This is a genomic window from Listeria farberi (assembly GCF_014229295.1).
Classification (GTDB): domain Bacteria; phylum Bacillota; class Bacilli; order Lactobacillales; family Listeriaceae; genus Listeria; species Listeria farberi.
Genome location: NZ_JAARZL010000007.1, coordinates 90,230 through 103,627 on the forward strand (window position 1 = coordinate 90,230; position 13,398 = coordinate 103,627).

At 35.9% G+C, this 13,398-nt stretch carries 13 protein-coding genes; 9 read left to right on the plus strand and 4 right to left on the minus strand.

Annotated features, from left to right (window positions below; all coding sequences use genetic code 11):
• On the plus strand, positions 1-2,598 hold the full coding sequence (gene mprF, locus HCB38_RS14415; RefSeq protein WP_185638875.1) for a bifunctional lysylphosphatidylglycerol flippase/synthetase MprF: 2,598 nt from the start codon (positions 1-3) through the stop codon (positions 2,596-2,598).
• Between the two features lie 18 nt (positions 2,599-2,616).
• Here mprF and HCB38_RS14420 read toward each other — a convergent pair whose 3' ends face one another.
• On the minus strand, positions 2,617-3,519 hold the full coding sequence (locus tag HCB38_RS14420; protein ID WP_185638877.1) for a TIGR01777 family oxidoreductase: 903 nt from the start codon (positions 3,517-3,519) through the stop codon (positions 2,617-2,619).
• 97 nt (positions 3,520-3,616) lie between these two features.
• Here HCB38_RS14420 and recX point away from each other — a divergent pair, with 97 nt between their 5' ends.
• From recX to HCB38_RS14435, 3 genes are read left to right on the plus strand one after another with little or no spacing between them, the layout of a single operon-like run.
• On the plus strand, positions 3,617-4,426 hold the full coding sequence (gene recX / locus HCB38_RS14425) for a recombination regulator RecX (protein WP_185638879.1): 810 nt from the start codon (positions 3,617-3,619) through the stop codon (positions 4,424-4,426).
• Between the two features lies 1 nt (position 4,427).
• Complete coding sequence (locus tag HCB38_RS14430; RefSeq protein WP_003767261.1) at positions 4,428-4,661, plus strand: YfhJ family protein; 234 nt, start codon at positions 4,428-4,430, stop codon at positions 4,659-4,661.
• Positions 4,662-4,672: 11 nt separating this feature from the next.
• Positions 4,673-5,134 (plus strand): dCTP deaminase/dUTPase family protein, encoded by a 462-nt coding sequence (locus HCB38_RS14435; RefSeq protein WP_185638881.1) that lies wholly within the window; start codon positions 4,673-4,675, stop codon positions 5,132-5,134.
• Positions 5,135-5,165: 31 nt separating this feature from the next.
• Here HCB38_RS14435 and HCB38_RS14440 read toward each other — a convergent pair whose 3' ends face one another.
• Positions 5,166-6,146 carry a metal-dependent hydrolase gene (locus tag HCB38_RS14440; RefSeq protein WP_185320047.1) on the minus strand — a complete coding sequence of 327 codons (981 nt, stop codon included), beginning with the start codon at positions 6,144-6,146 and terminating at the stop codon, positions 5,166-5,168.
• A gap of 200 nt (positions 6,147-6,346) precedes the next feature.
• Here HCB38_RS14440 and mutY point away from each other — a divergent pair, with 200 nt between their 5' ends.
• From mutY to ntdP, 3 genes are all read left to right on the plus strand, one after another.
• Positions 6,347-7,444, plus strand: a complete 1,098-nt coding sequence (mutY, locus tag HCB38_RS14445; RefSeq protein ID WP_185320048.1) for an A/G-specific adenine glycosylase — start codon at positions 6,347-6,349, stop codon at positions 7,442-7,444.
• Between the two features lie 3 nt (positions 7,445-7,447).
• On the plus strand, positions 7,448-8,194 hold the full coding sequence (gene fabL / locus HCB38_RS14450) for an enoyl-[acyl-carrier-protein] reductase FabL (protein WP_185320049.1): 747 nt from the start codon (positions 7,448-7,450) through the stop codon (positions 8,192-8,194).
• 154 nt (positions 8,195-8,348) lie between these two features.
• Positions 8,349-8,876: a nucleoside tri-diphosphate phosphatase gene (gene ntdP, locus HCB38_RS14455; protein ID WP_003719986.1), complete on the plus strand. Its 528-nt coding sequence runs from the start codon at positions 8,349-8,351 to the stop codon at positions 8,874-8,876.
• A gap of 41 nt (positions 8,877-8,917) precedes the next feature.
• On the opposite strand, the gene HCB38_RS14460 is transcribed toward ntdP, so the two are convergent.
• Together HCB38_RS14460 and HCB38_RS14465 are read right to left on the minus strand one after the other, a co-directional pair.
• A complete protein-coding gene (locus HCB38_RS14460) occupies positions 8,918-10,006 on the minus strand; it encodes an aromatic acid exporter family protein (protein WP_003767254.1) in 1,089 nt (362 codons plus the stop codon).
• A 104-nt stretch (positions 10,007-10,110) separates the two neighbouring features.
• Entirely contained in the window at positions 10,111-11,409 is a 1,299-nt protein-coding gene (locus HCB38_RS14465) for a glutamate-1-semialdehyde 2,1-aminomutase (protein WP_185620001.1), read from the minus strand.
• A gap of 141 nt (positions 11,410-11,550) precedes the next feature.
• Here HCB38_RS14465 and HCB38_RS14470 point away from each other — a divergent pair, with 141 nt between their 5' ends.
• Positions 11,551-12,492 (plus strand): NAD(P)-dependent oxidoreductase, encoded by a 942-nt coding sequence (locus HCB38_RS14470; protein WP_185320051.1) that lies wholly within the window; start codon positions 11,551-11,553, stop codon positions 12,490-12,492.
• Positions 12,493-12,574: 82 nt separating this feature from the next.
• Positions 12,575-13,021 carry a peroxide-responsive transcriptional repressor PerR gene (perR, locus tag HCB38_RS14475; RefSeq protein WP_185320052.1) on the plus strand — a complete coding sequence of 149 codons (447 nt, stop codon included), beginning with the start codon at positions 12,575-12,577 and terminating at the stop codon, positions 13,019-13,021.
• The last annotated feature ends 377 nt before the right edge of the window (positions 13,022-13,398 follow it).

A 13,398-nucleotide genomic window follows, 5' to 3' on the forward strand; every position in this document is an offset into this window, starting at 1 on the left:
ATGAAAGAAAAGTTAATGCAAGCCTATGCTTGGTTCCAAAAAAATAGTTTGATTGTAAAAATAGTTTTTATTACTTTTGTAATGGGATTTGTTATATTTGAGATTGTTAATATTGCGACAGGAATTGACTATCCATCATTAAAAGCAAATATTACTTCTCAAAGCCCAGAACAAATTTTTATTATGTTTATTGTAGGCTTAATTGCCGTTACACCAATGCTTTTATATGATTATGTTATTGTTAAACTTTTGCCAGGAAAGTTTTCGCCAATTCATGTAGTTGCATCTGGTTGGATTACAAATACATTCACTAATATAGGCGGATTTGGTGGGGTGTTAGGCGCAAGTTTAAGGGCAAGTTTTTATGGAAAGAATGCTTCTCATAAAGAAATTTTACTTGCCATCTCTAAAATTGCCTTATTTTTAGTATCAGGTTTATCAATATACTGTTTAGTATCATTAACAACTTTACTCATTCCGGGTTTTGCTGATCATTTCGTTAACTACTGGCCATGGCTTCTAGCTGGTGGTCTTTACTTTCCGATTTTATTCACGATTACTAAATGGAAAAGCAAATCATTGTTTGTAGATTTGCCAATTAAAAGAGAATTAACTTTAATTGTAGCTTCTCTTTTAGAGTGGGGCTTTGCGTTTGGTTGTTTTGCGATTATTGGTGTTTTAATGGGAGAACCAGTAGATATTTTCAAGGTATTTCCACTATTTGTTATCGCTTCTGTTATTGGTATTGCTTCGATGGTTCCTGGAGGCGTTGGGACTTTTGATGTAGTGATGATTCTTGGACTTAGCCAGTTAGGTGTTTCTCAAGAATTAGCGCTTGCTTGGATGCTATTTTACCGTATTTTCTACTATATTATCCCGTTTATTGTCGGCTTGCTATTCTTTGTTCAAAAAGCTGGAAAACGTCTGAATGATTTTTTAGAAGGTTTACCACTACTATTCTTACAAAAAGTGGCACATCGATTTTTAGTGTTTTTCGTATATGGATCGGGGCTATTACTAATATTATCTTCCGCAGTGCCAAATGCAATTTATCATGTTCCGTTCTTATACAAAATCATGCCGTTTAACTTCTTGTTTACATCACAAATTACTATTGTTGCGTTTGGGTTTCTGCTTCTAGGACTTGCCAGAGGTATTGAATGTAAAACTAAAAAAGCATACATTATAACTGTAATCGTATTAGGTTGCGCTATTTTCAATACACTTGCTCGCGTATTTTCGATGAAACAAGCGATTTTCCTAGGAATTGTTTTACTATGTTTATTCCTTGCTAGAAACGAATTTTACCGAGAAAAATTAGTGTACACATGGAGTAAAGTAATTATTGATAGTATCATCTTTATCGTATGTTTAGCAGGTTATATTGTTATCGGTATTTATAATTCACCAAACATCAAGCATTCCAAAGAAATCCCTGATTATCTACGTATTGCTTCTGAACATTTATGGTTAGTAGGGTTTGTCGGCGTCTTTATTGCAGTTGTTAGTTTAGTTATTATTTATATTTACTTATCTACTACCAAAGAAAAACTCGGCTCCCCATTTGAAGCGGTCAAAGTACGCGAACATTTAACTAAATGGGGTGGAAATGAAGTAAGCCATACGATGTTCTTACGTGATAAATTACTATTTTGGGCAGCCAATGGGGAAGTACTTTTTTCTTACCGAATTATTGCTGATAAGATGGTAATTATGGGAGAACCAACTGGAAATATGGACAAAATGGAGGATGCCATTGAAGAAGTCATGACAAATGCAGATAGATTTGGTTATCGTCCTGTGTTTTATGAAGTACGGGGTACAATGATTCCTTATTTACATGATCACGGTTTTGACTTCATTAAGCTTGGCGAGGAAGGTTTTGTTGATGTCCAAAACTTTACAATGAGTGGTAAGAAGAAAAAAGGTGAACGAGCGCTAATGAACAAATTAGATCGCGAAGGTTACACTTTTGAAATTATTCAGCCTCCCTTTAATAATGACACATGGAAAACTTTGCGAGCTGTTTCCGATGAATGGCTTGATGGCAGAGAAGAAAAGGGCTTTTCTCTAGGATTCTTTGATACTTATTATTTAGAACAAGCAGATATAGCTCTCGCTAAAAATGCAGATGGAACAGTGGTTGGTTTTGCTTCGATGATGCCGTCGTATACGGATGAAATGACTTCAATTGATTTAATGCGATACTCAAAAGAAGCTCCATCAGGCATCATGGATTTTCTCTTCATTAATTTATTTGAAAAAGCGAAAGAAGACGGTTTTCAGATATTTAACGCAGGCATGGCGCCACTAGCAAACGTTGGTGAAAGTAAGTATGCGTTTCTAGGTGAACGATTGGCAGGGCTTGTGTACCGTTATAGTCAAGGTTTTTATGGATTTAAAGGTTTACGAAATTTCAAATCTAAATATGTAACAGAATGGGAACAAAAATTTGTAGCATTTAGAAAACGAAGCTCCATTGCGTTTACGATGCTCCAGCTAATGATTCTTGTTGGAAAAAAACGACCACTTGCAAACAATCAAGTAGTGCTCGACTTCCCACTAAATGAAGAAATAGAAAAACCAGATTCTGAGTAAAGCAGAATCTGGTTTTTCTTAGTCAATTAAGTCATTTAAAGCATCTTGTAACGTTTCGAACCGAAATTCAAAATGATTACTCATTAATTTTTCTGGATATGCTCTTTGACTATCTAAAATAGTCATTGCTCGTTCACCGAGAATGAATTTAATGATTTTTTTCGGTACTGGAGTCTTATAAGGTTTATGCATTGTTTTACCAAGTCGTTCGGCAAATTTCTTTTCTTGAACAGGATGAGGCGCGGTAAAATTAACTACACCACTAATTTGTTCCTGATTAAAAATAAATAATATTGCTGCTACAACATCATCGACATGAATCCAAGAATACCATTGTCTACCACTGCCGAATTTTCCGCCAGTATATGTTTGGAATAATTTTTTGAAAATAGGGAACGACCCACCATCAGTTCCAAGTACAAGGCCAAAGCGAGCATAAACAACACGAATACCTAGATTACTTGCCGCACTGGCTGTTTTTTCCCACTCATAAACTGTTTTTCCTAAGAAGTTATCAGCATAGGTATTTTCTTCTGTATCCAGATAAATAGTTGACTTAGAGGATGTGTAAGCCCCAATTGCACTTGCATTAATCCATAATTTTGGTTTGGATTTCATTTTCTTCACAATCGATAAGAGTGCTGAAGTAGCTTCGATGCGGCTATTTACAATCACTTTCTTTCTGTCGTAAGTCCATTTTTCGTCCATCAAACCAGCACCTGCAAAATTAATGCAAATATCCACTGCTAAATCTTCTAAATTCGGCAATCTATCTTCATTTAACCATTCAATATAATGTATATTTGCGCGGTTTTTTAGCTTTTGTCTTGTTAAAATATAAAGCTCGTGATCTGATTTTTCTAGTTCATGTACTAAATGATCACCAATAAAACCTGTTGCGCCTGTAAGTAAGATATGCAATTTTATCACCTCTTCATTGTCCTAACTAGTTTATTCCCTTTTTAGTAGTATTAAAACCAATTTTTGCGGTATGATAGAAGCTAGAAGGAGGCGGATTATGAAAATCACGTCCATAAGTGTCCAACAAAAAAACAAAGAACGCTATAACATATTTATTGATGAAAAATACAACTTTAGTGTAGATGAAGAGGTTTTAGCCCGATTTCAGTTGATGAAAGGAAAAGTGTTGACTGAAGTCGAGATAGAAGAAATTAAACAAGCTGATATGGTTCGCAAAGGTCTTAATAAAGCAATTAATTTCTTGTCTCACCGGGTCCGCTCGGAAAAAGAAATTCGCGATTATTTAAGAAAACAAGAAATGGAAGCTTTTGCTATTGATGAGATTTTAAAAAAATTAGCTGATATGGATTACATTAATGATGTCGAATTTGCGGAACTATATACAAAAACACAAATCAAAACTACATTAAAAGGTCCAAGAACGATTGAACGTGAATTAGTCGAAAAAGGTTTAACAAGAGAAATTATTAGTCAAGTAATGGAAGAATATTCGGATGAGGCTCAGCTAGAAAATGCCACCAAACAAGCAATAAAAATTATGAAACGAAATAATAAAAGTGCTAAAAAAATGCTCCAACAAAAAATCATTACTGATTTAATCCAAAAAGGCTATACGAGTGAATTAGCGAAAGTAGCTGCAACTGAAGCAACGAGCGAATTGGATGTGGCTGAAGAAGCAAAAATTTTACAAAAGCAAGTCGAAAAAACGATGCGTAAAAATAAACGTTACAAACCTAGTATTGCCAAACAAAAAACAATCACATCACTAATGCAGAAAGGTTTTTCTTATGATACAATTCAATCATACCTAACTGAAAATGAAATCAGTTTTGAGGAGGAAGAGTGAGTTGTATACGTATTTAGATGAACTAACAGCGGAATTAATGGCTAAAAACCCGCATTTAGATAAAGAACAAGCTTTATGGTGGATTGAAATGCTTTGGTCAGATTTCGAAAGTTCCTATGCCAAAGCAGGTTACCCATACCGTGGCCCTGAGTACGCGGCGGATTATGTGCGGCAGCAAATCGAGCGCCATGGCAATTTTTTACACCAAGTAGAACGCAAAGACCCAAACAAATAGGAGTGAACAAAGTGAAAGTAAGAGGATTTGAAGTAGTTAATGAAGCAAGTAGAAAGTTTCCACAACAAACCATATCGTTACCAATACGCGGCGACAAAGGTTCAGCTGGCTATGATTTTTTCTCCAATGAAACAATAACTATCGCACCCGGAGAAAAACATATTTTTTGGACAGATATTAAAAGTTATATGCAGGAAGATGAAGTTTTAAATATCCACGTGCGTTCTTCTATCGGCATTAAAAAAGGTTTATTGTTATGTAACGGTACTGGAATAATCGATTCTTCTTATTATAGTAACCCAGGTAATGACGGTAATATCGGTATTGCAATTAAAAATTTCTCTTCAAAATCAGTAGAAATTGAGTCTGGCGAACGTGTCGCTCAAGGCGTATTCCAAAAATACTTAGTAGCAGATACAGACAATGTTGCAAACGAATCACGGATTGGTGGGGTAGGAAGTACTGGTAGGTAAACGAAAAAGACCCGGAATGCCGGGTCTTTTTTTAAATACTAACAGGTGCTAGTTTTTTGTATAATTTTTCAGTGGAGAAAATCCAACCAGTGTAAGATGAAATAATAGTTAAATTATCATCTAATTTAACTACTGCTACAAATGGATAATGCCCATTACTACGGTAGCGTAAATCAGTAAATGTTACATAAGTTCCGTCTAGTTTTTCCTCAATGCGCCAATTATATACTTTGGAGAATGAGATAAAAGCAGCGAGATTTTTATCTTTTTTCGCAGAACGGATGATTTCGTTATCTGGAACAGGTAAACGGTCAAATTTTTCATAAATAGAGATATTTCGTTTGAAAGCTCTACCTACGTAGTAATGATCCTTGGTTGTAACCGCCACACGCCACTGAAAGAAATGAATTGTGGACGCGATAATGATTTCTTCTGAATCGGGGATTAAGTTTTGAACCGCATGTTTAATCATTCGCTGCGTAACAAATCTTGCCACATAGTAAAGTGCCAAAATAACGTAGAGCGTGACAAACGTAGGTAGTACAGGAGAACCTAACAACCAAGCCGCAATAGCCACGACGTGAGAGCCGAAAATGAACCAATCAAATGTATTGATAAATCCAAAAGCAACCCAGGTTTCCTTAAACGGCCTAATTGCTTGCGTTCCGTACGCATTAAAAATATCAACAAAAATGTGCAACCCAACCGCTATAAATGTCCATAATAGCAAATGAATAAACGTAGCTGCTGGGAAAAGTAAATACAAAATAGATGAAATAAGTAATGGCCAAATGGCAAGCATCGGCAAGGAATGCGTGATTCCTCGGTGATTTCTAATATAATCAGCGTTATTTTTAAGTTTTAATACAGTGTCAATGTCTGGAATTTGTGAACCAATAATTGTTGCTGTCATAATACCAATGGCAGCTTGAGAACTTCCGGCAACTACCGGGTCAACGGTTGCTAACGCTCCGAGTGCAATTCCCATTACTACATGTGTGCCAGTATCCAAGTGACTTTGCCTCCTCTAAAATCGGTCTTTAAAAATATAAGTGGTGTCGTCTGAGAAAGCACAACACTATTCAATTAAGTCAGCTTTCGGTATAATAGAAAACGGCTTAAGAATGGGTATACTATTTTATTCCCTGTTTACATTATACTACACATCCGGAGCATCACACATTAGAAATCTATTAGAATTACGAGGGGAAAATGAGAAAAATGAAGAGACTAACATGGGATGAAACAAAAATAACTGCTTTTCAAGAGGCACTCGTTTCCTGGTATGAAGCGAATAAGCGCATCTTACCGTGGCGCGAAAATACTGAACCTTATCGGATTTGGGTCTCAGAAATCATGCTTCAACAAACAAAAGTCGATACTGTGATCCCTTATTTTAATCGTTTTATGACTCAATTTCCAACAATGGAAAGTTTTGTAAATGCTGATGAAGCAGATATATTAAAAGCATGGGAAGGATTAGGCTATTACTCACGTGTCCGAAATCTCCAAACAGCGATGAAACAAGTGATGATAGATTTTTCTGGTAAAGTTCCTACTGACTTAACAACTATCTTATCGCTTAAAGGTGTGGGTCCATATACAGCGGGAGCTATCTTAAGTATTGCTTACAATCAAGCTGAACCAGCTGTGGATGGAAATGTTATGCGTGTTATCGCGCGCGTATTAGAAATTGGCGAGGATATTATGAAAGCATCCACTCGGAAAATTTTTGAGGAAGTGTTATATCAACTAATCGACAAAGAAAATCCGGCAGCCTTTAACCAAGGTTTAATGGAAATTGGCGCACTTGTTTGTACACCTACAAAACCAATGTGCCTGCTCTGTCCTCTGCAATCGTTTTGTGAAGCGCATAAAAATGGCGTCGAAACGAATTATCCAGTAAAAATTAAAAAAGTAAAGACGAAAACCAAAGAACTATTAAGCATTATTGTTATTTCAGAAGAAGGAAAAATTGCTATAGAAAAACGGCCAGAAAATGGTCTACTTGCGAATATGTGGCAATTTCCTACTATTGAAATTTCAAAAAAAGAAAATGATGAAGTAGCTAAACTACAATTTTTACATAATTATGGCTTAGAAGTTTTACTAGAAAACGAGCCAATTGCGCATATCAAACACATTTTTTCTCATTTAGTCTGGAAAATGGACATTCGTGTGGCAAAACTTCAGTCAGCAGTCCCAAATGAAAATTGGTATTTTGCGACGGAAGAAGAAATGAAACGGCTTGCTTTTCCAGTACCATATCAAAAAATGTGGCAAGCCTGGAAAGATTTTAAGGGGGAGTAACAAATGAACAAAGTAGCATTAGTAACAGGAAGTAGTAGAGGTCTTGGAAGAGAAATAGCCATCGCACTTGCAAAAGAAGGCTATGACATCGCCGTGAATTTTTCTAGAAATCGCAAAAAGGCAGAAGAAGTACAGCAAGAAATTGAACAAATAGGAAGAAAATGCGTTATTTTTAAAGCAAATGTTGGTGACGTGGAAAAAATTAGAGACTTATTTAAAGCGGTAGACGAAGAATTCGGTCGTTTAGATGTTTTTATTAATAATGCAGCGAGCGGTGTCCTTCGACCTTTGATGGAGTTAGAAGAATCGCATTGGGATTGGACGATGAATATTAATGCGAAGGCACTACTATTTGCAGGTCAGGAGGCAGCTAAGTTAATGCAACGCCACCAAAGTGGGAAGATTATCAGTTTAAGCTCAATTGGTTCCATTCGTTATTTAGAAAATTACACAACAGTCGGTGTTTCAAAAGCGGCGGTAGAATCACTTACCCGTTATTTAGCAGTAGAACTTGCACCATTTGGTATTGCGGTTAATGCTGTTTCTGGAGGCTTAATTGAAACGGATGCACTAAATCACTTTCCAAATCGCGAAGAATTGTTAAAAGACGCAGTAAGTAAAACGCCAGCTGGACGAATGATTGAGCCAAATGATTTAGTAAATGCTGTATTATTCCTTGCTAGTGAGAAAGCAGACATGATACGCGGGCAAACTATTTTAGTAGATGGCGGCAGAACACTTTTAGTATAGTAAAGCAAAACAGGGGAAAATCAGCTGTTTGATGTAAAAAACATTCTTTTTTCAGGAAAATCTTCTGTTTCAGCACGATATTGTTTTTTTGCTGTCTTGCCTTATGTTATAATAAAAATGATTTTGATAGTACATGAGGAAAGTAGGATAAAGGATGTACTTACCTAAAGAGAAAGAAATAATACAGATCAAGAGTTACAAACATAACGGTAAACTTCATCGTACTTGGAAAAAGACAGTGGTGCTTAAATCTACGGAGAATATTATTATCGGCGGAAACGACCATACATTAGTTGTGGAAGCAGACGGACGTAAATGGGTAACGCGCGAGCCATCAATTTGTTATTTTCATAGTGATTACTGGTTTAATGTAATTTCGATGATTAGAGAAGATGGTATTTATCATTACTGCAATTTAGGTACACCTTTTGCGGTAGACGAACAAGCGCTGAAGTACATTGATTATGACCTCGATATTAAGGTTTTCCCAGATGGAAGGTTCCATTTGCTTGATGAAGGCGAATACGAACAACACCGTCGCCAAATGAAGTATCCAGATTCAATTGATCGGATACTAAAAACTAATGTAGATGTGCTAAGCCACTGGATTCTGGACAAAAAAGGTCCGTTTTCTCCTGATTACATTGACATTTGGTATGAAAAGTATAAAGAATATCGTTAAAAAAACGAGCTTAGGAGTCTATCTCCAAGCTCGTTTTTTGTTTATTCTTCATTAACATTAATATCGATTTGATTTTCTTCTGTGTGTCGAAGTTTAAAACTATGAATTAATTTTTCTAAATAATCGATTGTTTCTTGGTAAGCAAAAACTGAGGCAATAATACGCATTAAATGATATTTATCCATCATGTCTTCGTATTCATCTTTTTCTGTTTCTTCCATTTCACGTAGGAAAAGTTGCATTAAATCTTGCGGATCTTGCGCTAAATGTGATTCTACATATTCGAGATCAATGGAAACTTTATCGATGTATGTTAATAAGAGTTGCTCGTGTTTATCTGTTAAGTAATCAATATGTTGCCTAATTAGTTCTTGTTTATCTGGAGGTAGTTGCAAATAATCATTTTCATAACGGTGTTGGATTTTTAACAGTTCAAAACCTTTTTGTGAGCAAAGTAACATCTGCCTATAAACAGCTATTTTCCGACCTTTTGAAATAGCATTTTTCTTTAAAAAAGTACGCTCTTCTCGGTATAATCCATATAAGTTACGCGTTTGATTTAACTGTTTTTGCATCCATTCCATATCTTTTTTTAGAAGCGGGAAGTCAGCGGCATGACGCAAGTTTAATTTAATCCAACGAACAATTTCGCTATTCGTATTATAAATTAACTGAAACAATGAAACTTCATACTTCGGTGGTAAAAAGAATAGATTGACAATAAATGCAGCAAGTAAACCTAACATAATTGTCCCAAAACGAATAAGAGCGATTTCTAAGAAGTCATTACCAGGAGAGTCCATGACAATTATTAGAGTAACTACAGCAAGGCCAATCGTATTCTCCAAACGAAATTGCATTAATAAAGCTACACAGATAATCGAAGCAACACCAATTAAAATAAAATCATTACCAATATAAAGTCCGAAAATAATTGCAATGATGGCTCCAATAACGTTCCCTTGTGCCCGCTCTAGAATAGTTCGATATGACCTATAAATAGAAGGCTGGATAGCAAAAACGGCGGAAATGCCTGCCAGAGATGGAGAGGGTGAATTGCAAAGTTGGGCAATAAAAAGTGCCAATGTAATTGCAATACCTGTTTTCAAAATTCTAGCTCCGAATTTCATGGAAGGTTATTCCTTTCTATAGACTATTTGAGCGGGATTTTTTATTTTCCCGCTCATTCTTCTTCTATTATAACGTTTCTTTCAAGTTTATACAGTAATATTACCTAGTTACCTTGAACCATTTTTCCAAAAACAGTATCAACTGCTTGGATTGTTTCTAAAATGTCTGCTTCTGAATGAGCTGAAGTAATGAACCAAGCTTCATATTTTGAAGGTGCTAAATTAATACCTTCTTCTAACATACCTTTAAAAAAGTGACCGAATAAATCACCATTCGTTGCACCAGCCTCAGCATAATTAGTTACAGGCTCATCCGTGAAGTAAACAGTTAGAGCGCCGACAATTTGGTTGACCGTCACCGAGATACCATGTTTAACAGCAGCATCTTCAATCCCGTTTTTTAACATTGAACCATATTTTTCAAAGCGTTCATAAAGCCCTTCTTCTTGTAAAACTTCAAGACATGCAATACCCGAAAGAATAGAGGCTGGATTACCAGCATGCGTTCCAGCTTGATAGGCTGGGCCAAGCGGTGCAACTTTTTCCATAATATCGACACGACCGCCGTAAGCGCCAATTGGAAGGCCGCCACCAATAATTTTACCCATAGCAGTTAAATCAGGAATAACACCTAAATAATTTTGAGCTCCACCATACATAAAACGGAAAGCAGTAATAACTTCATCATAAATTACTAAAGAACCATTGGCGTGTGCAAGTTCATTCACAGCCTCTAAAAAGCCTTCCGCGGGAGCAACCATTCCAAAATTCCCAACAATTGGTTCTACTAAAACAGCAGCAACTTGGTCTCCCCAAACCGCTAATGCCTCCTTGAAAGATGCAAGATCATTAAATGGAACCGTAATAACTTCTTCCGCTGTTGATTTTGTCACTCCAGCAGAATCTGGAATACCAAGTGTAGAAGGGCCAGAACCAGCTTCCACTAACACCAAATCAAAATGACCATGGTAGCAACCAGCGAATTTAATGATTTTATCCCGTCCGGTATAAGCACGAGCCACACGAATAGTTGTCATAACTGCTTCTGTTCCGGAATTTGTAAACCGAACTTTTTCAAGAGAAGGTATGGCTTCTTTTAGCATTTTAGCAAAAGTTATTTCATGTTTAGTAGGTGTACCGTACAAAACCCCATTTTGCGCAGCTTTTGTAATAGCTTCTGTAATATGAGGGTGCGCGTGTCCGGTAATAATTGGTCCAAATGCAGCTAAGTAATCAATGTACTTATTGCCATCTACATCATAAAAATAAGCTCCGTCAGCTCGCTCCATTGTTACAGGTATGCCACCGCCGACTCCTTTATTTGACCTGGATGGGCTATTAACCCCGCCAACTATATGTAAAAGTGCTTCGTCATGCAATTTTTTTGACATTGAATGATCCATTTTGTCATCTCCTCAAAATTTTAATACCTTCTATATTCTATGCGAAAAAGTGAGATGCCGCAATCGAAAAAACAATATTATTGCTGATAAATGAAAAAAAGCATAAAATTAGAGTAGAGCTAAAGAGAGGAAGTGGGCAGTATGAAAGTTTTATTTACACTCGATGTACCTGAACACCTTCAAAAGTTACAAGCGGAAAAATTTCCGGACGATACTTTCTATTATGAGAATATTAATCATTTTGCTAATCTAGGCGAATTGGATGTCATCATTACATACGGATCCAACATCACAGAAGAAATAGTAAAAAAAGCTACTAAACTAAAATTAATAATGGTGTTTTCTGCAGGCATAGATAGCCTGCCAAGAAAAATTATTCAAAAGCAAAAAATAAAAGTTGCTAATGTAAGAGGGATTCACGCAATACCAATGGGTGAATATGCCTTATCATTTATGTTGTCTCACGTAAAAAAAGCGGCTTTCTTCTATCAAATGCAAAAAGAAGAAGAATGGGCGAGTGAAGAACCTATTACTGAATTAGCAGGGAAAACTTTAGTAGTGGCAGGTACAGGAGCTATCGGAGCAAAAGTAGCAGAATTCGCTCAAGCTTTTGATATGGAAGTTTTAGGGATTAATACAACTGGCCATGCAGCAAAACCATTTAGTAAAACATATGCTATGACCGATTTGGAAAAAGTAGCTCCATTAGCCGATTTTTTCGTTAGTGTTTTACCACAAACCGAAGAAACTTCAGGAATTTATCAGTTATCTTTTTTTCGGAAAATGAAATCTAGTGCTGTATTTATCAATATTGGTAGAGGAAGTGCAGTAGAATTAGAGACAATTGAACGAGCTTCTAAAGATAGACAAATCGCTCATTTTTATTTAGATGTTTTACCAGAAGAGCCCCTCCCTCCAGATAGCAATTTATGGCATGCAAACAATATAACTATCACCCCCCATGTATCTGGGCATTCTAATAAGTATTTAGATCGTAGTTTTGAGATTTGGTTCGAAAATATAAATCATTTGAAAGAAAATACAAAATTACGTAATGAAATTGATTTAAACAAAGGTTATTAAACTATAAATTATGCCATTCTATTGACAGTTAAGCGTTATTTCCGGTATTATTAATATAATAATTATTTTTGGAAGGGAGTGCATGGCGGTGTCTAATGCAACTCTGAAAGAAGCAGTAGATGTCTTAAAGAAAACAGGAGTCAGAATCACTCCTCAGCGTCATGCTATACTTGAATTTTTAATTAACTCACACACCCACCCAACCGCAGATGATATTTATCGGGCTTTAGAAGGAAACTTCCCTAACATGAGTGTAGCAACGGTGTATAATAATTTGCGCGTTTTTCGAGATGCGGGTCTAATTAAAGAACTATCTTACGGTGATGCATCTAGTCGATTCGATTTCTCAACATCGAACCATTACCACGCAATTTGTAATGTATGTGGAAAAATAGTAGACTTTCATTATCCTGGCTTAGACGAAGTCGAACATTTCGCAGCCCATGTAACCGGCTATGAAATTGATAATCATAGACTGGAAGTATATGGCACATGTCCAGAATGTAAAGAAAAACAATTAAATAATTAAACAAAAACACTTAGCTTAGCTAGGTGTTTTTATATTTTTTTCATTTTTATTTAATTTTATGCATAATTCAGTTGACATATATCTCAAAACTTGATATATTAGTTTTCGGCGCTACAATAGCAGTGATTTAAAAGAATTTTATACATAAAATAAATTTAAAAAGTTGTTGACAGATAGACGCTGAAATGATATGATTTAAAAGTCGCAAAAAACAAAAGAAAACATTCATACATCAAGCATAAAAGCGACTAACTGACCTTTGAAAACTGAACAAAGAAGAAGACGAAAAGCAATGAGACGTAAAGTCTCACTGGTAATCGCAGGGCAGAAAACAGAAAGCTGTTTTCAACAAAAACAAACTAGTAATTTAATTGCTA